The 16,861-nt window shown below is 64.5% G+C and carries 18 protein-coding genes and 1 pseudogene; 14 read left to right on the top strand and 5 right to left on the bottom strand.

Going from position 1 to position 16,861, the window contains the following annotated elements; translation table 11 throughout:
• Window positions 1-17: 17 nt before the first annotated feature.
• The 9 genes from BLW71_RS00095 (at window position 18) to BLW71_RS00055 (ending at window position 8,284) form a co-directional block, all read left to right on the top strand.
• On the top strand, window positions 18-542 hold the full coding sequence (locus tag BLW71_RS00095; protein WP_091792497.1) for a FapA family amyloid fibril periplasmic chaperone: 525 nt from the start codon (window positions 18-20) through the stop codon (window positions 540-542).
• A gap of 32 nt (window positions 543-574) precedes the next feature.
• The gene (locus tag BLW71_RS00090; RefSeq protein ID WP_091800169.1) at window positions 575-1,201 is read left to right on the top strand and encodes a FapB/FapC family functional amyloid domain-containing protein; all 627 of its coding nucleotides are present in this window, start codon (window positions 575-577) and stop codon (window positions 1,199-1,201) included.
• A gap of 26 nt (window positions 1,202-1,227) precedes the next feature.
• On the top strand, window positions 1,228-2,619 hold the full coding sequence (locus tag BLW71_RS00085; RefSeq protein WP_091792496.1) for a FapB/FapC family functional amyloid domain-containing protein: 1,392 nt from the start codon (window positions 1,228-1,230) through the stop codon (window positions 2,617-2,619).
• A gap of 94 nt (window positions 2,620-2,713) precedes the next feature.
• Window positions 2,714-3,427, top strand: coding sequence for a C39 family peptidase (locus tag BLW71_RS00080; protein WP_091792495.1), 714 nt, complete (start codon window positions 2,714-2,716; stop codon window positions 3,425-3,427).
• A gap of 7 nt (window positions 3,428-3,434) precedes the next feature.
• Complete coding sequence (locus BLW71_RS00075; protein WP_091792494.1) at window positions 3,435-4,262, top strand: peptidase C39; 828 nt, start codon at window positions 3,435-3,437, stop codon at window positions 4,260-4,262.
• 158 nt (window positions 4,263-4,420) lie between these two features.
• Window positions 4,421-5,857, top strand: a complete 1,437-nt coding sequence (locus BLW71_RS00070) for a hypothetical protein (protein WP_218157106.1) — start codon at window positions 4,421-4,423, stop codon at window positions 5,855-5,857.
• Window positions 5,858-5,938: 81 nt separating this feature from the next.
• Window positions 5,939-7,417: a sigma-54 dependent transcriptional regulator gene (locus BLW71_RS00065; RefSeq protein WP_502686808.1), complete on the top strand. Its 1,479-nt coding sequence runs from the start codon at window positions 5,939-5,941 to the stop codon at window positions 7,415-7,417.
• 31 nt (window positions 7,418-7,448) lie between these two features.
• Window positions 7,449-7,751, top strand: coding sequence for a hypothetical protein (locus BLW71_RS41465; protein WP_091792492.1), 303 nt, complete (start codon window positions 7,449-7,451; stop codon window positions 7,749-7,751).
• A 32-nt stretch (window positions 7,752-7,783) separates the two neighbouring features.
• The gene (locus BLW71_RS00055) at window positions 7,784-8,284 is read left to right on the top strand and encodes a dihydrofolate reductase (protein WP_091792491.1); all 501 of its coding nucleotides are present in this window, start codon (window positions 7,784-7,786) and stop codon (window positions 8,282-8,284) included.
• A 147-nt stretch (window positions 8,285-8,431) separates the two neighbouring features.
• On the opposite strand, the gene pmbA is transcribed toward BLW71_RS00055, so the two are convergent.
• Window positions 8,432-9,802 (bottom strand): metalloprotease PmbA, encoded by a 1,371-nt coding sequence (gene pmbA, locus BLW71_RS00050; protein WP_091792490.1) that lies wholly within the window; start codon window positions 9,800-9,802, stop codon window positions 8,432-8,434.
• A gap of 254 nt (window positions 9,803-10,056) precedes the next feature.
• On the opposite strand from pmbA, the gene yjgA reads away from it, so the two are divergent.
• Window positions 10,057-10,671 (top strand): ribosome biogenesis factor YjgA, encoded by a 615-nt coding sequence (gene yjgA, locus BLW71_RS00045; protein WP_091800163.1) that lies wholly within the window; start codon window positions 10,057-10,059, stop codon window positions 10,669-10,671.
• Window positions 10,652-11,308, top strand: a complete 657-nt coding sequence (gene mog, locus BLW71_RS00040) for a molybdopterin adenylyltransferase (protein WP_091800160.1) — start codon at window positions 10,652-10,654, stop codon at window positions 11,306-11,308. Before yjgA ends, mog begins: the two co-directional genes overlap by 20 nt.
• Window positions 11,309-11,501: 193 nt before the next feature.
• Here the strand turns inward: mog and orn are convergent, their stop codons facing one another.
• Entirely contained in the window at window positions 11,502-12,113 is a 612-nt protein-coding gene (gene orn, locus BLW71_RS00035; protein ID WP_091792489.1) for an oligoribonuclease, read from the bottom strand.
• A 168-nt stretch (window positions 12,114-12,281) separates the two neighbouring features.
• Here orn and BLW71_RS00030 point away from each other — a divergent pair, with 168 nt between their 5' ends.
• The 3 genes from BLW71_RS00030 to BLW71_RS00020 are packed head-to-tail and all read left to right on the top strand — an operon-like array spanning window position 12,282 to window position 14,810.
• A complete protein-coding gene (locus BLW71_RS00030; RefSeq protein WP_091792488.1) occupies window positions 12,282-13,541 on the top strand; it encodes a M48 family metallopeptidase in 1,260 nt (419 codons plus the stop codon).
• The gene (rsgA, locus tag BLW71_RS00025; RefSeq protein ID WP_091792487.1) at window positions 13,538-14,488 is read left to right on the top strand and encodes a ribosome small subunit-dependent GTPase A; all 951 of its coding nucleotides are present in this window, start codon (window positions 13,538-13,540) and stop codon (window positions 14,486-14,488) included. The genes BLW71_RS00030 and rsgA overlap by 4 nt, the downstream gene beginning before the upstream one ends.
• 1 nt (window position 14,489) lies before the next feature.
• A complete protein-coding gene (locus tag BLW71_RS00020) occupies window positions 14,490-14,810 on the top strand; it encodes a putative signal transducing protein (RefSeq protein ID WP_091792486.1) in 321 nt (106 codons plus the stop codon).
• A gap of 104 nt (window positions 14,811-14,914) precedes the next feature.
• On the opposite strand, the gene BLW71_RS00015 is transcribed toward BLW71_RS00020, so the two are convergent.
• From BLW71_RS00015 to BLW71_RS00005, 3 genes and pseudogenes are all read right to left on the bottom strand, one after another.
• Window positions 14,915-15,853, bottom strand: coding sequence for a CobD/CbiB family protein (locus tag BLW71_RS00015; protein WP_091792485.1), 939 nt, complete (start codon window positions 15,851-15,853; stop codon window positions 14,915-14,917).
• A 114-nt stretch (window positions 15,854-15,967) separates the two neighbouring features.
• The gene (locus tag BLW71_RS00010; protein WP_091792484.1) at window positions 15,968-16,690 is read right to left on the bottom strand and encodes a CoA pyrophosphatase; all 723 of its coding nucleotides are present in this window, start codon (window positions 16,688-16,690) and stop codon (window positions 15,968-15,970) included.
• A 93-nt stretch (window positions 16,691-16,783) separates the two neighbouring features.
• Window positions 16,784-16,861: pseudogene (locus BLW71_RS00005) on the bottom strand (50S ribosomal protein L19); the annotation flags it as partial.

Here is a 16,861-nt window from a genome sequence, read left to right as displayed (position 1 = left end):
CGCAAGCAAGGACCGACATGACCACCTCTATCCGGACGCCGCGCGCATTCAGGTCGCGGGCGTCGTCGCCCACCCTCCTGCAGGCGGCGCTGGCCAGCGTCGTCGTCCTGTTCACGGTCTGTTTTGCCGTCGACGCCATAGCGCAAGCCGTCAATCCGGGCGACATCATCGTCGAGCGCACGATCACGCCGCGCGACGCCTTCGTACCGGTGCCGAAGAGTCAGGACCCGGTCGCCGTGCGCGCCACCACTTTCCCGGCCAACTCGTTCAATCCGGCGGTCGCCCAGATCGTGGCCGACACCGATCTGACGAACGCGCACGGGTCCAGTGGTGTGGCGGACGGCGGTGTGCTCGGTGGTACAGGCATGCAGGCGGTGACCCAGATCCTCAGTGGCAAAGCAACCGGCAACAACGTGGCGCTGAACTCCGGCGGCATCGGCCTGCCCGCGCCGGGCATCGGCGGCACCATCACCTCGTCGGTGACGGGCGCGCTCGCGCCGCTGTCGAATGCGCTCACCGGCGCGCTTGGCGGTCTGAAATGAGCCCGCTTACGAACCCGCTCGCGCACGCACTCATGAGCCCGCTCAAGCTCCGTGCGCTGCACGCGGCACTGTGCGTCTGTCTCGGCGGCGCAGCACTGGTAGCGAGTCACGCCCACGCTCAATCGGTGCCGACGATCGGCGCCACCTCGACCATCGCCAACGGCGCGGCCGCCGGCGTGACGGGCGCTTTCGCGGTCAACGAAACGGCCGGCCTGAACAACGCGCAAACGAATCAGATCACGGTGTCGAACGGCGGCGTCGCCGGCAACGACAACGCAAGCATGCAAAGCGCCGCCGTCGCCGCGAAGGTGACGAATGCGCGTGCGTCGATCGAAGCCAATGCATTTTCGAATTCATCCGGTGCGGTGCTGGTGAACCAGTCCGCCGGAGCAGGGAATCTGCAGCGCAACAGCACCCAATTGGGCACTGCGGCGCTCGGAGTCGAGACCGTCTCGGATGGGGAGCTATCCGCGACGGCCCCGAAAAACGGAGGTCTGGGTCAATCCATCGGGGTTCATAGCGTCCGCGAGGCAAACATTTCCAGCGATGCCTTCAAGAACGCCAACGGGATCGTGCAGATCAACCAGACAGCCGGCGCCGGTAACGCCACGGCAAACAGTTTTGTGCTCCGTCCCCCGGCGGGCACTTTTTTTAACTGACCACACTTAAAGTATCGGAGCGAATCATGAAGCGCACTCTTATTGCCGCAGCCGTTCTCGTTGCCGCATCCGGCAGCGCGTTTGCCGCACCGCAAAAGGCCTACCTGTTCAATGCCACCCTGATCGGCGAAGCGGTCGGCGTCGAAGGTCTGGTCGGTCTATACGGCTGCGTACACGTGTCCAGCACGGCGGGCGCGGTGATCAACAACAGTCAGACGGTCAACGTCAACGCTACGCTCAACCCGCAAGCGCAGAGCTATACGACGGGCCGTGTGACGACCACCTATAACAACAGCTCTTCGTCGATCAAGGGCGGCGGCTCGGTCTTCGCGGTGGCATCGCAAAGCCACTCGCAGTCGTCGGTCGGCGCGCAGGGCTATCAGGCATCGGGCGGCTACGTGTACGGCAGCCAGAGTTCCTCCGTCGCCGGCGGCGGGTATCAGACCAGCCAGCAGGCATCGGGAATCGCTGGCGGCTTCACGCACACCAGCCAGAACTCCGGTGGCCATATCGCGGCAGGCGGCTCGATCGGCGGCAGTTACAACTATGCGGCCTTCAATACGCCGTTCTTCGGCGCCGGGACGTTCCATGCGGCAGGCGGCTTGCAGGCCGGCTATAACGAGTCGAGCTACGCCAACACGTCGAGCCTGGCCGGCGGCTTCGAGGCAACGCAGGCATCCGGACAGGGCAAGGTGTGGGGCTACAAGGCTAGCGAAGGATCGGGCTTCGCGGCGGTCGGCGAACACTCGTCCGGCTACCAGACCAGCCGGACCTCCTCCACCGACTCTTATGCGGCGGCCTTCGGCGTCAACGCCAGCCTTGCCACGACCGACGTGACCACACGGGGCTACGTGACGCAGCACATCGACACCCAAGCGGCAGGCACGCTGACCGCCACGACCGGCACCAATGCGGCCAACGGCGTCTCGGGCAACCTGGGCATCAACATCGCGGAAGGCATCAGCAACGCGCAAAGCAACGACGTGTCGCTGGCCTCGGTCGATATCGGCAACGTGTTCGGCAATGCGCAGATCTTCAACGCGCAATCGACAGGCGGCAGCGCGAGGATCAACAACTTCAATCTGAACGCGTCGATCGGAGATGGCTCGCTGTCGGGTGTGACGGGCAATGTCGGGGTGAACGTCGCGTCGGGTATCGGCAACGTGCAGAACAACAGCCTCGCCGGTGCCGTGACGACGACCAAGCCGGGCAACGCGCTGACCACGGCGATGGTCGCCACGGATGACAACTCGCAAACCGCCGGCATGACGGTCACGGGTCAATTCCAGGGCACCGCGATGCTGGGTGCCAACTCGTTGGCCAATGCGTCGGGCAACATCGGCGTGAATATCGCCGGCGGCGCGGGCAACCTGCAGCACAACGGCCTGGCAATCGCCGCGCTGAACAGCGGCCACTAAGCCGGCAGCAGGCACCAGAAGCCAGCAGGCAGTTGAGGGGGGACGCGCCGGCAGCCATTCGCAGCGGCCGGCGCGTATAGAGCAGGAGACCAGCATGTCCGGGTTCAAGGGGTTCCCGGCGCTACGGTTCGCTGTAGCGCTGGCAAGCTGCGCGCTGTGCGCGGGCCCGAGTTACGCACAGGCGAGCATCGACACGTCCACGCTGGCGGGCGTTCCGTTGAAAAAGACGGTGCGTTCGATGAAGGACATCCGCTACAGCCACATCGTCAATCAGCAGTTCGATTACAGCTGCGGTGCGGCGGCGCTGGCTACGCTCCTCAAATACGGCTATGGCATCGATATTCCGGAGACCGAACTGATTCGCCGGATGATGGTGTTCTCCACGCCGGAAGTGGTTGTCAAAAATGGCTTCTCCATGCTCGACATGAAGAAATTCGTCGAGACCATCGGTTTGCGCGGCCGCGGCTTCCGGGTCAACGCCAGCGCGCTCCAACACTTGCAGATTCCCGTGATGGTTCTGATGAACATCGACGGGTACGAGCATTTCGTGATCGTCAAGCATGCCCAGGATGGCCGCGTGTTCATTGCGGATCCGGCGCTCGGCAACCGCATCGTGCTCGAAGAGGACTTCGTGCGGACCTGGAACGGCCTGGTATTCGCGGTCCTCGGCAAACCCTTCAGGGAGGATTCCCCGCTCTTGCAGGACAACGAGTCGCTCGCGCTCAAGCTGCGCGCCAGCGCGCTGGCTAACGGCACCGCGGCGACTCCCTTCGTCGAGTACGGCTTGATCAAGGCAGACCTGTTCTGAACCAACCATGAAGCAACCCCTCACCCCGCTCGGGCTCGCGATCTGCACCATGATGTGCGGCCTGAGCGCGATCAGCGGCAGCGCCCACGCAGCACCAGGCGCCGGCTCTGCGCCGGTGCCTGACTATCTCGCCGCTCATGACGTCGGTGCTGGCGCGGTCAAGGTGCAGCTGGTGGACGACGACGTCCTCGCCGGCCAGACCGGCAAATATGTCGGCGGCACGATGATCTCCGGCTTCGTTCTCAATGTCATTTCGCAATGGCAATTGCCCAACGGCGTGACCGCGCTTGCCCAGGGCACCCTCAGCGCCGGACAGAACGCGCTCGGACAGGCGACCAGCGCCGTCAACACGCTGGCGAGCGTGAGCGGCGGCGGCCCCGGCAGCCAAGCCAATGGCGCCAACTCCGGGGCCAATCCCAATGCCCAGGTCAACGGAGGCCAGAGCATTTCGGTCAATGGCGTGTCGCAAGTGACCCAGGTGGCCGGCGACCGTAACAGCGGCGCCAACTCCGCGCTCATCGACTTCAACAACAACGCCGTGATCCTCGCGGGCACCGCCAATGCCCCGACAGCAGCGGCCAGCAATTCGACCGGCTCCGTCAAAGCCGGCATCTCGTTCGGCAGCAACGGCATCCTTGTCTCGCTGCAGACTCCGGCTGGACTCGCCACCCAGACCATCGCACCAGGCAACGGGCAAATCGCCCAGTTGCTGCAGATCGCAGGCAATAACCAGCAAGTCGCCAACGCATTGCAGCTGCATTTGCAGACGCAGCAAATGTCGGCCGCCATGATCCGTCAGTTAGGCGTTCTACAAGCTCTGCAAAACAGGAGATAAGCATGCGGGCCGCCACCCGCCGACCGCAGCAAAGGCAGTACAGATAAGGCCGCGCGCTGTCAGCAAGCGTGTTGCATCGAACCGGAGCAAGTGCTTGGCACCCGCTCTGATCGACGGGACACGGAGGGCGCCCGGCCGGAACACCGGGGGAACACAAAATGAATAATCTTTCATCGAAAAAAGTGCCGCGCATGGCACTCGCGGCCATTCCGGCCGCCGTCATGCTATTCGCACTTTCGCAAGGGGCGAGCGCGCAGGCGCTCGCTGGACAATCGGTCGAAGAACGTCTGAATACGTTGATGCGGGTCGTCGACGAGCAGCAGCGGCAAATTCATTCTCTCGAGCGCCAGGTGACCAATCTGGAGATGGCGCAACGCGGCCGCGGCGTACCGGGCGCCGGCGCGCCGGCCGGCAGCGACGCCGTGGCCGAGCAGCCCGGCGCCGACGGCCTGCCGGTGCCGCTGCCGCCGCTCGCCCAGGTCAGTCCCGGCGCGCCCGCGCCCGGCGGCAACACCGGCACGGCGACCGGCGTGCCGGTCTATCCGCCGCCGCCCGATGGCGGCAGCGCGGGTGGCCTGCCGTCCGCGACCGACGGCAGCGGCGCGATCGGCCAGACGCAGAAAGCGGCCGAACCGGTGCGCACGCAAGCCGAAGAAGCCGTGGTGCAGCGCGAGCACGCCCCGCTCTTCGACCACAAGCTGACGATGGACTGGGGTATCAGCGACACCTACTACGATCGCCGCCAGTTGCAGCTGTCGGGCTTCCTCGCGCTCGACGCGATTTTCCTCGGCAACATCAACCTGGGCCAGACCAAGTCGCACCAGGTGATGGCGGATCTCGATACGCGCTACGGCCTGACCGACCGTATGAGTATCGACGTCGACGTGCCGTATATCTACCGGCATAGCAACTTCATTGTCGGCGGCGCGGGCGGCGCGGCGAGCACGATGTCGGACGCGTCCGTGAACGGCAGCAATATCGGCGACGTCAACTTCGGGATCTACTACCAGTTCCTGAAAGAGACCAACAGCCTGCCGGACGTGGTCGGCAGTCTGCGCATCAAGGCGCCGACCGGCACCTCGCCGTTCGGCGAGAAACTGGTCCAGGTGGACGCCAACAACACCAATCTGGTGGCGCCGAGCAAGCTGCCTACCGGCACGGGCTTCTGGAACATCACGGCCGGCATCTCGCTTTTGAAGACCTACGACCCGGTGGTGCTGTTCGGCAGTCTTTCCTACACCTACAACATCGCGCGCTCGTTCGCGGACATCTCGTCGGTGCAGGGACAAACCCAGCCGGCGACGGTCAAGCTCGGCGACATCGTGCAGTTCGGCGGCGGCGTGGCGCTCGCATTCTCCGACAAGGACTCGGCCAGCATCTCGTACACGATGGCGCTCGAACCCGAATCGAAAACGCGCGAGCCGGGCGGCTCATACGAAAAGGTGCCGGGCAGCGAGACCACGGCCGCGGCGCTGAATTTTGGCCTGAACCACGTCGTGAACAAGCACCTGACCATCAACGGCTCGGTCTCCGTGGGCTTGACGCCCGACGCGCCGAACTTCGTGGTCGGCGTGCGGTTTCCGTACACATTCTGACGTGCCAACGATACGAGGTCGAACGTGCGTGAATCACCTCATCTGTCCAGTGTTGCTCCGGCGGCCGGAGCGGGAGCGCATATGACGCGCGCGCTAACCAGCGAGATGGCGCCGGCACGGACTTCGGCGGTAGCCGCGGTCGCAGGCGCGCCGCCGCTGGCCGCGGTCGCCGGTTGCGGCGTCGAGCGCCCGCTGTTGTATGTGGCCCGCACGCCGGACGACACGCTGATCGCGCATCTGAAAAACCGCGGCTGGCACGTCGTGGCGGCGCGCTCGGCGCACGAACTCGGCCGGCTGTTGAAACCCGACATGGCTTGCGCGGGCATCGTCGATCTGGCGAGCTTTCCGCCGCGCGACCTGGCCGGACTCGAAACAAGCCTGCGCCAGCAGCAGATCGGCTGGATCGCGCTTGCCACCAGCGAGCGGCTCAACGATCCGGTGGTGCGGCGACTCGTACGTCACTACTGCTTCGACTTCGTGAAGATGCCGGTGGCGAACGCCACGGTCGACTACCTCGTCGGCCACGCGTTCGGCATGGTGACGCTATGCGACCCCGAAGCCACGCCGCCCGTAAACGAATCAGGCGACGAGGAAATGGTCGGCACCTGCGAAGCCATGCAGCAGCTCTTTCGCACCATCCGCAAAGTGGCGAACACGGACGCGAGCGTGTTCATCGCGGGTGAATCGGGCACCGGCAAGGAGCTCACCGCGCTCGCGATTCACGAGCGCTCGCCGCGCCGCAAAGCGCCGTTCGTCGCGATCAATTGCGGTGCGATTCCGCACCATCTGTTGCAGTCCGAACTATTCGGCTACGAACGCGGGGCGTTTACCGGTGCGAATCAGCGCAAGATAGGCCGCGTGGAAGCCGCGGACGGAGGCACACTGCTGCTCGATGAAATCGGCGACCTGCCGCTCGAGAGCCAGGCGAGCCTGTTGCGCTTTCTGCAGGAAGGCAAGATCGAGCGGCTCGGCGGACGCGAATCGATTCCTGTCGACGTGCGGATCATTTCCGCGACGCACGTCGATCTGGAGAGCGCGATGCGCGACGGCCAGTTCCGCGCCGACCTGTTTCATCGGCTTTGCGTGCTGCGTGTGGACGAGCCGCCGCTGCGCGCGCGCGGCAAGGACATCGAAATTCTCGCGCATCACATCCTGCACAAGTTCAAGACCGACGGCGCGCGCAAGATCCGCGGCTTCACGCCGTCGGCGATCGAGGCGCTCTATAACTACAACTGGCCCGGCAATGTCCGCGAGCTGATCAACCGGGTGCGCCGCGCGATCGTGATGGCGGAGAACAAGCTGATTTCCGCCGACGATCTCGATCTCGCGCACTTCACCGGGCAGCAGACCATGACGCTCACGCAAGCGCGCGAAGCCGCCGAAAAGCGGGCGATCGAAGCGGCGCTGCTGCGTCATCGTCACCGGTTGAACGAGGCGGCGGCGGATCTGAATATTTCGCGCGTGACGCTATATCGCCTGATGGGCCAGCACGGGCTGCGCGAAATGAGCGCCGCCGACGAGAAGGCGGCATTCGCCGTGGGTGCAGGCGCGCAGGAATGACGCGCGCGGCGGTGGGGCATGGTGGCCGCGCATGGCGGTGGGACACCGCGGTCGCGAACGGCGGCAGGACACGGTGATCGCGCACGCCGGGGGGACACGGCTGTGGGACACGGCGGTGGGTCCTGACAGTCGCAAACGCCGGGAACACGGCAATCGCGCACGCCGGTCGAACATGTGTGGCGCGCCGCGCACAGCCGCGCGACTCGGCGACCTCACGCGGCTGCGGCGAAACGCGTGGGACACGCGCCTTGTCCGTGCCGGCTCCGATACCGCCGCGAATCCTCGCCGCCGGCTCGCCACCCGCCTCGGCGGCATGGCCTTGCGCGTCAGGTAGAATCGGTCCGGTTACGTTCCCCTTTCCATTCGATGACGACGCTCACCCTGATCGTCGCTCGCGCCAATAACGGCGTGATCGGCCGCGACAACCAGTTGCCCTGGCGACTCCCCGAAGACCTCGCGTTCTTCAAGCGCACCACCATGGGCGCGCCCATCATCATGGGCCGCAAAACGCACGAGTCGATTGGCCGGCCCTTGCCCGGACGCCGCAACATTGTCGTGACGCGGGATGCCGCGCGGCGCTTCCAGGGATGCGACGCGGCCACGACGCTCGAAGAGGCGCTCAAGCTCGCCGCTCAGGATCAGGCGCCCGAAGCGTTTCTGATCGGCGGCGCGCAGTTGTATGAGGAAGGGTTGCGGCAGGCGGACAAGCTCATCGTCACCGAGATTTCCGCCGACTTCGAAGGCGACGCCACCTTCCCCGAACTCGACGAAACCGAGTGGGAAGAAGTCGCGCACGAAACACACCGCGCGCATGCGCCGAACGACTTCGACTACGCGTTCGTGACGTACCGGCGCAAAGGCGTCTGAGGCCGGACCGCTTCAGCGGTAATCGTGCCCGCTCGAAGCAGACAGTGGCCGCCGAACTGATATAAAAAAACGCCACGCAATGACCTCGCGTGGCGTTTTCTCATCGACCGACGAACCGGCGGCCCGCCGGCTCGCGGCAAAATCGCTTCACTGCCCCGCGATCGTCATGCGCTCGATCAGCACCGAGCCGGTTTTCTTGGTGCCGCGCGTGATCGTATCCGCGCCGATCGCGACGATGTGGTGGAACATCTCCTGCAGCGTGCTCGCCACCGTGATTTCCTCGACCGGATACTGGATCTTGCCGTTCTCGACCCAGAAGCCCGACGCGCCGCGCGAGTAGTCACCCGTCACGTAGTTCACGCCCTGCCCCATCAGTTCGGTCAGCAGCAGGCCCGTGCCGAGCTTGCGTAACATTTCTTCGAAGTCGTCCTCGGGGCGCGTGTTGGAGCTGAGCAGCGACAGGTTGTGCGAGCCGCCGGCGTTACCGGTGGTCTGCATGCCGAGCTTGCGCGCCGAGTACGTGGACAGGAAATAACCTTCCACCACGCCGTCTTTCACCACCGACCGCTTTTTGGTGCGCACGCCTTCTTCGTCGAATGGCGCGCTGCCCATGGCACGCGCGATATGCGGGTCTTCGAGCACCTGCACGTGCGGCGCGAACACCGGCTTGCCGAGGCTGTCGACGAGGAACGAGGTCTTGCGATACAGCGCGCCGCCGCTCGTGGCTTGCACGAACGCGCCGAGCAGGCCCGCGGCGAGCGGCGCTTCGAACAGCACCGGCACCTTGCGCGTATCCAGACCGCGCGCGCCGATGCGCGCGAGCGCGCGTTGCGCCGCGTAACGGCCCACGGCTTCGGGATCGGCCAGTTCTTCGGCGCTGCGGGTCGACGTGTACCAGTCGTCGCGCTGCATGTTGCGGCCGCTGCCTGCAATCGGCGCGCACGCGATGTAGTGGCGCGAGTACGGATAACCGGCCAGGAAGCCGCGCGAGGTGGCCAGCACGAACTGCGAGTGCTGTGCCGAGACACTCGCGCCTTCCGAATTCTTGATCTGCGGATCGGTGGCGAACGCGGCGTCTTCCGAGCGGCGGGCAATTTCCACCGCTTCATCCGCGGACAGATTCCACGGGTGATAGAGATCGAGATCGCGCGGCGCCGTTTCCAGCAATTCGGCTTCGGCGAGACCCGCGCAGTCGTCTTCGGCCGTGAAGCGCGCGATGTTGTAGGCCGCCGCAACCGTGTCCTTCAAAGCCTGCGACGAAAAGTCCGAAGTGCTCGCGTTGCCGCGCTTGTTGCCGATGAACACCGTCACGCCGACCATCTTGTCGCGGTTGTGCTCGATCGTCTCGACTTCGCCGCGCCGCACGGAGACGGACAGGCCGTCGCCTTCGGAAATCTCGGTCGCCGCGTCGGTACCGCCGAGCGACTTCGCGTGACGAAGGATGTCCGAGGCGATTTCCTTCAGCTCATCCTGGGTATGCGGAAAAAAGCGCTGCTTGACGTCCATGTCTGCTGCCATTGTCGTTGCCGTCCTGTTCGGGGCCGAGCGGCCCTGGGTGTGTTCGCTATGTTCGCACCGGTTACGCACATGCCTCACGCATGCGCGCGCCCGTGTCGGGTTATGCATCCCGCGATCATAGCAAGGTACGCGACGCCGTACCTGGCATTCGCAGCGCCTCGCGCATGCGCCGCGCCGCCATCGCTTCGCAGGGCGCGAGGCCTTGTGCGCAGCAGCACGGCGGTTCAGCGGGCGCGGCACGCTACAATATCGGTATGACACGCAAAACCCGCATTCAACCCATCGAATCCGCCGAGCCGGAAGTCGACGAAAACGGCTACGACCGTCCCAGCAAGTCTCAGCTCAAGCGCGAAATGCACGAGCTGCAGGAACTGGGCGCGGCGCTGATCGCGCTGCCCAAAGACGCGCTCAAGCGCATGCCGATGCCCGAAAAGCTCGACGACGCCGTGCGCGAAGCGCGCCGCATCACCGATCACGAAGGCAAGCGCCGCCAGGTGCAGTACGTCGGCCGCGTGATGCGCTCGCTGCTGGACGAGGAAACCGCCGCGCTGCGCACCGCGCTCGACACCTATAACGGCGTCAACAAAGCGGAAACGGCCAAACTCCACTGGATCGAGCGCACCCGCGAAAAACTGCTCGCCGACGACGCCGCGCTGACCGATTTCATCCGCCAGCACCCGAACGCCGACCCGCAGCAGGGGCGCACGCTGATCCGCAACGCACGCAAGGAAGCGCAGCAGAGCAAGCCGCCGCGCTACTTCCGCGAACTGTTCCAGTGGATCAAGAACGCGGACGGCCCGTCCGCGCAGACCGATTCCGACGCCGACGACGCCCTGGACGACGATGACGATGACGACCGCGACGCATGATCACGCAGGCAAGCCGGCACGCAATCACCCCGACGAAATCCTGATCGGCCTCGTGTCGATCAGCGACCGCGCCTCCACCGGCGTGTACGAGGATAAGGGCCTTCCGGCCTTGCAGGAATGGCTCGGCGCGGCCCTCACCTCACCGTGGCAAGTGGTCACCCGTCTGATTCAGGACGATGCGCCGACCATTTCGGCCACGCTGACCGAACTGGTCGACGAGGTCGGCTGCGATCTGGTGCTGACCACCGGCGGCACCGGCCCGTCACGCCGCGACGTGACGCCCGAGGCGACGCTTGCGGTCGCAACAAAGGAAATGCCGGGTTTCGGCGAGCAGATGCGGCAGATCAGCCTGAATTTCGTGCCGACCGCGATTCTGTCGCGCCAGGTCGCCGTGATCCGCGAAACGGCGGAGCACGCAGCGCTGATCATCAATCTGCCGGGGCAGCCGAAGTCGATCAAGGAAACGCTGGAAGGTTTGCGCGACGCCGAAGCGGGCGGCGCGGTGAAGGTGCCGGGCATTTTCGCCGCGGTGCCGTACTGTATCGACCTGATCGGCGGGCCTTATGTGGAAACCAACGCCGACGTGGTGAAGGCGTTCCGGCCGAAGAACGCGCAGCGCGCGCCCAAGTCTGCATAGGCTGGAATCACGGCGCGGATTGGCCGCTGTGATTTGGCCGTCTGGCTTCCCGGGGCTTCGGTTTTGGGTCGCGCTCTGGCGCAGGGAACTGGCAGGCGCCAGTCAGCCGCGACCAGCGAGGTGCGCCCAGCCGGAAGGCGGCGCCGCTCCGGCCAGCCACCGGCGCGTTACGCGTCGAAGCAGATCAGCCCCGTTATTCCGCGCCGCCGGCGGCGTCCGGCGCCGACGGGATCAGGAAGTGCTCGCGGTAGTACTTCAGTTCGTCGATCGACTCGTGGATATCGGCCAGCGCCGTGTGCATCGCGCGCTTCTGGAAACCCTTGTAGATGGCCGGCTGCCAGCGGCGGCACAGCTCCTTCAACGTGCTGACGTCGAGATTGCGGTAATGGAAGAAGCGCTCCAGGTCCGGCATCCAGCGCGCCATGAAGCGGCGGTCCTGGCAGATCGAGTTACCGCACATCGGCGATTTGCCGGGCGGCACGAAGACGCTCAGGAAATCGCGGATTTGCTCGGTGGCGTCGGCCTCGCTCACCGTGGACGCCTTCACCCGGTCGATCAGCCCCGAACGGCCATGGGTGTTCTGATTCCACTGATCCATTTTGGCGAGCGTCTCGTCGCTCTGGTGAATCGCCAGAACCGGACCTTCGACGAGGCGGTCGAGCGTCGAATTCGTCACCACCACCGCGATTTCGATGATGCGGTCGGAATCGGGCTCGAGCCCGGTCATTTCCATGTCCAGCCAGACGAGATTCATGTCGCTGCGCACGAGCGGCGGCTGTTCGGTGGATGCGAGGATGTCAGTCATGAAGGCAACCCTGATGGCCGGGCAAACGGCTTGTCAGCAAGCCCGCTTGCCGCGGCGATTGTTCGTTTGAGATTGGATTAAGCTGGTGCGAGCCGGTTTGGACTCACCTTCCCGCCGCGAGGCAGGAAGAAACATATAATTCTCGCATAGATACCACGGAATCCCCGGATGCCTACCCTGTACTTCACCGTTCTGTTCGTCGTCGCCGTCGTGGCGATGGTCGGCACCAAACTGTGGCTCGCGTCGCGGCAGATCCGCTTCGTGGCCCAACATCGCGAGCAGGTGCCGAGCCAGTTCGCCGGCACCATCGCGCTCACCGCGCACCAGCGCGCCGCCGACTACACCGTCGAGCGCACGCGTCTGACCTTGATCGAGATCGTCGTCAGCGCGGCCGTGCTGATCGGCCTTACGCTGCTCGGTGGCGTGCAGGCGCTCGATCTGGGCATTTCCGACTGGCTCGGCCGCGGATACATCGGGCAGATCGCGCTGGTCGCCGCGGTGATCGCGATCACCAGCGTGGTCGACCTGCCGTTCGACTACTACCGGCAGTTCGTGGTGGAACAGCGCTTCGGCTTCAACCGCATGAGCCGCGGCATTTTCTTCGTCGACCGCCTGAAGGGCGTGTTGCTCGGCGCCGCGTTCGGCCTGCCGCTACTGTTCGTCGTGCTGTGGCTGATGAACCAGGCCGGCAGCCTCTGGTGGCTGTGGACATGGGTCGTGTGGGTCGCCTTCCAGATGCTCGTATTGGTGCTGTATCCGTCGTTTATTGCGCCGCTCTTCAACAAGTTCGAGCCGCTCAAGGACGAAGCGCTGAAAAGCCGCATCGAAGCGCTGATGCAACGCTGCGGCTTCGCCGCCAAGGGTCTTTTCGTGATGGACGGCAGCCGCCGTTCCGCGCACGGCAACGCCTATTTCACCGGCTTCGGCGCCGCCAAGCGAATCGTGTTCTTCGACACGTTGCTCGCGCGCCTGTCGGGCAGCGAGATCGAAGCCGTGCTCGCGCATGAACTCGGCCACTTCAAACGCCGTCATGTGATCAAGCGCATGCTCGTTACCTTCGCGATCAGTCTCGTCATGCTCGCCCTGCTCGGCTGGCTCATGCAGTGCGTCTGGTTCTATGAAGGGCTGGGCGTGCGGCCGTCGCTGGTCGGCGGCAATAGCGGCCTCGCGCTGGTGTTGTTCTTCCTTGCGCTGCCGGTGTTCCTGTTCTTCGTCACGCCGCTCGGCAGCCTCAGTTCGCGCAAGCATGAGTTCGAAGCCGACGCGTTCGCCGCGACGCAGACCGACGCGCAAGATCTCGTCAATGCGCTCGTCAAGCTGTACGAGGACAATGCGTCGACCCTGACGCCCGATCCGCTCTACACCGCGTTCTACTACTCGCATCCGCCGGCGTCGCAGCGGATCGACCGCCTGCTGCGGCACGCATGAGCGGCCGCTCCCCGAAAGCGTCGCGCGCGCCGTCCAGCGCGCGTGTAGGCGGCCTCGTGGTGGCCGCGCATGGCCGCCACTATCTCGTCGCACCGGACGACGGCGGCGCCATGCTTCAATGCTTCCCGCGCGGCAAGCGCAGCGAGGTGGCGGTCGGCGATCACGTGATTTACGAGTTGGCTTCGGCGGATCAAGGCGTGATCGTCGAGATCGGCGAGCGGCGCAATCTGCTATATCGCTCGGATCAGTACAAATCGAAGCTGTTCGCGGCCAACCTCGACCAGTTGCTGATCGTGCTCGCCACTGAACCGCACTTCAGCGAAGACCTGCTCGGGCGCGCGCTCGTCGCGGCCGAGGCGAACGAACTGAAGCCGTTGATCGTACTGAACAAGACCGACGTGACCGGTGCGCTCGAAGGCGCGCGCAAACGGCTCGAGCCGTATCGCGCGTTGGGTTATACGGTCGTGGAGGTGTCGATCAAGACTCAGCCCGAGGCCGCACGTGCCGCGTTGATCGAACATCTGCATGGTCATTCGACGCTGCTGCTCGGCCAGTCGGGCATGGGCAAATCCACACTCGTCAATCTGCTGATTCCCGATGCCGAAGTCGCCACGCGCGAAATTTCTACGGCGCTCAATAGCGGGCGCCATACGACGACTTTCACGCGTCTCTATCCGCTGCCGGACAGTGCGGACGGCATAGGCGGTTCGTTGATCGACTCACCGGGCTTCCAGGAGTTCGGCCTGCATCATCTGACCGAGGGCCGGCTCGAGCGCGCGTTTCCCGAGTTCAGGCCGTTACTGCCGAACTGCCGCTTCTACAACTGCCATCACTTGCATGAGCCCGGTTGCGCGATCCTCGAAGCGGTCGCGGACGGCCGCATCCGCCCCGAACGGCATGCGCTGTATGCGCAACTCGTGCACGAAGCCAGCCAGATCGTGCGCTGACATGAAACTGATGCGCGCGCCGAATCTGATCATCGGGCAGCACTGGGTCAATGTGCTGGCCACCGCGGGCATTGCTTGCGAGTTACACAACCGTTATCTGAACGGCGCGCTCGGCGATATTCCGGCGGATCAGTGCTCGCCGGAGCTTTGGCTCGTCGATGAACGTGATGAGGCGATGGCGCGAAGGTTGATCGATGCAGCGTCGCACGGGCCGGCGGCGGGAACGCCCGGCTGGCGGTGTCGGCACTGTGGTGAAACGCTCGAGGCGCAGTTTACGGTGTGCTGGCAGTGCGGGACGGCGCGCGATCCGCGGGATGGGTGATTCCGCACGAGATCGGTGTCAGCTTATTTCAGGATGATTTGCAGGCATAAAAAAACCGGACGTTGTCCGGTTTTTTTATGCCAATCAAGATCAGCTAAGCGACTTTAAGCCAGCCACACTGCAATCGTCAGCATCAACAGCAGAATCATCCACAGCACCACCGCGCGCCACACCAACCCCACAGCCGATTGCAGCGTGCGCGGCGTGCAGTCGTCGCCGACCTGCATCGGGCCGCCGTCGCCGGTGGCTAATGCGTCGAGACTCGACGGCTCGGCAAGCGGCCCGCTCAAACGTGCGCCCAATGCACCGCTGCCCGCGGCCAGCAACACGCCGTCGTTCGCATCCGGCCACTGGCGCGCATGATTGCGCCATGCATAAATCGCGTCTTCGAAATTGCCGACAATCGCAAAGCCCAGCGACGTCAGCCGCGCCGGCACCCAGTCGATCACGAAGAAGGCGCGCTGTGCGAAGCTCGAAAACGCAACCGTACGATCGTCGACCGGACGTGCCCACGTGCGCGCCAGATACTCGGCAATCCGATATAGCACCGCGCCCGCCGGACCGACCGGAATCAGAAACCAGAAGAACACGCCGAACACATGCCGATGCGAAGCGACCACCGCATGAATCAGCGTATGACGCACGATTTCGCTGACGGGCATATCGACGGTATCGAGCCCGGTCCATTCGTTCAGGATTTCACGCGCGTGCGGCACGTCGTCGTTATTCAACGCGAGGTGGATGTCCGTGAAGTAATGGCTGAACTGGCGAAAGCCGAGCGTGAAGTACAGCACCGCGACGTTCCACAGGAACGCCAGTGCGAAATGGATGTGATACAGCACGTAGTAGACGAGCGCCACGGCCAACGTCCAGGGCACCACCACCACGAGCCAGGCGAGCAAGCCATGCTTCGGCTTGCCGGCATCGAATCCGTGCGCCGCCGATTCCGCATGGTATTGAAGCAACGCGGACACCGGATTGCTCGGTGAAAGCGCACGCACCTGTTCAATGATCAGAGCCAGCAATACAGAGAAAAAAGTCATGCGATGCGCCGTGCTTTTCGAGTTTTACGATTGTTTTATAACGATAGCACAGGGTCGGATGCGACTGAGCGCAGTCGTTGACAAACACCCAACAACTGCACAGTCCCGTGCGGTTTACGCCGCGAGGAAGCGATAGAAGTTGCGCAGCATCGCCGCCGTTGCGCCCCAGATGAAGTAGTGACCACCGAGCTCGCTTCCGCTCTCCGCAGCCTGCGCTTCGGCCGACGCGGCACGCGGATACGGCATGGCGAAGAAGCGCCGCTCACCGCCCTCGTAGCGAAACACGCGCTCTTCGTGATGGGCGGGGTTCATGAGAAAGGCGAGTGGCACTTCGAAGACTTCGGCCACTTCGAGCGCGTCCGCTTTCACTGTGAACGGCGGATGCACGAGGCCGATTACCGGCGTCACGCGAAAACCAGTGCCCGTCAGGTAGTCCGGCAAGGCGCCGAGAATCTCCACACGCGAGGGCGCAAGACCCACCTCTTCCTGTGCTTCACGCAGCGCGGTGGCGGTGGCGTCCGCATCGAAGGGTTCGTGACGGCCACCGGGAAAGCTCACCTGCCCCGCATGATCGTTCAGATGGTCGGCGCGCTGGGTCAGCAGCACGGTCAGGCCGCGCTCGCGCACCACCAGCGGCACCAGCACCGCGGCAACTCGCGGATCGGCATGCGTATCGCGCCACGGCGCTTCGACGATAGGTTCGGGAGTCCAGGCAAGGCGCTGCTCGAAGCGTGCGCGCAGGCCGTCAGGCGTGAGACGGTCGCCGGCCACCGGCGGCAGATCGGCGCCCGTCGCTTCGACAGGCAGAGTTTCAGGCTCAAAGACGGGGCGGATCAACGGGTCTCTCGAAATAGGCGGATAGGGGACATGCCGCTATTTTGACCTGGCAAACAAAAAAGCACCCGCGAGGGGTGCTTTTTCTTACAGCATTTACGCTTGGGAAGCAGCGCGGTCTTTCGAGACCAGCTTTTCCTTGATCCGGGCCGACTTGCCCGAACGGTCGCGCAG

It is taken from the genome of Burkholderia sp. WP9, from assembly GCF_900104795.1.
In the GTDB taxonomy this organism is placed as follows: Bacteria; Pseudomonadota; Gammaproteobacteria; order Burkholderiales; family Burkholderiaceae; genus Paraburkholderia.
The sequence above is the reverse complement of the archived record's forward strand: the minus strand, read 5'-3'. Positions and strand labels throughout refer to the sequence as shown.

Coding starts and splice junctions, on each gene's coding strand:
- BLW71_RS00055 (WP_091792491.1), top strand. CDS start 7,784: ATGACGACGCTCACCCTGATCGTCGCTCGCGCCAATAACGGCGTGATC.
- BLW71_RS00015 (WP_091792485.1), bottom strand. CDS start 15,853: ATGACTTTTTTCTCTGTATTGCTGGCTCTGATCATTGAACAGGTGCGT.
- rsgA (WP_091792487.1), top strand. CDS start 13,538: ATGAGCGGCCGCTCCCCGAAAGCGTCGCGCGCGCCGTCCAGCGCGCGT.
- BLW71_RS00070 (WP_218157106.1), top strand. CDS start 4,421: ATGAATAATCTTTCATCGAAAAAAGTGCCGCGCATGGCACTCGCGGCC.
- BLW71_RS41465 (WP_091792492.1), top strand. CDS start 7,449: ATGGCGGTGGGACACCGCGGTCGCGAACGGCGGCAGGACACGGTGATC.
- yjgA (WP_091800163.1), top strand. CDS start 10,057: ATGACACGCAAAACCCGCATTCAACCCATCGAATCCGCCGAGCCGGAA.
- BLW71_RS00095 (WP_091792497.1), top strand. CDS start 18: ATGACCACCTCTATCCGGACGCCGCGCGCATTCAGGTCGCGGGCGTCG.
- pmbA (WP_091792490.1), bottom strand. CDS start 9,802: ATGGCAGCAGACATGGACGTCAAGCAGCGCTTTTTTCCGCATACCCAG.
- BLW71_RS00020 (WP_091792486.1), top strand. CDS start 14,490: ATGAAACTGATGCGCGCGCCGAATCTGATCATCGGGCAGCACTGGGTC.
- mog (WP_091800160.1), top strand. CDS start 10,652: ATGACGACCGCGACGCATGATCACGCAGGCAAGCCGGCACGCAATCAC.
- BLW71_RS00030 (WP_091792488.1), top strand. CDS start 12,282: ATGCCTACCCTGTACTTCACCGTTCTGTTCGTCGTCGCCGTCGTGGCG.
- BLW71_RS00065 (WP_502686808.1), top strand. CDS start 5,939: ATGACGCGCGCGCTAACCAGCGAGATGGCGCCGGCACGGACTTCGGCG.
- BLW71_RS00090 (WP_091800169.1), top strand. CDS start 575: ATGAGCCCGCTCAAGCTCCGTGCGCTGCACGCGGCACTGTGCGTCTGT.
- BLW71_RS00085 (WP_091792496.1), top strand. CDS start 1,228: ATGAAGCGCACTCTTATTGCCGCAGCCGTTCTCGTTGCCGCATCCGGC.
- BLW71_RS00075 (WP_091792494.1), top strand. CDS start 3,435: ATGAAGCAACCCCTCACCCCGCTCGGGCTCGCGATCTGCACCATGATG.
- BLW71_RS00080 (WP_091792495.1), top strand. CDS start 2,714: ATGTCCGGGTTCAAGGGGTTCCCGGCGCTACGGTTCGCTGTAGCGCTG.
- orn (WP_091792489.1), bottom strand. CDS start 12,113: ATGACTGACATCCTCGCATCCACCGAACAGCCGCCGCTCGTGCGCAGC.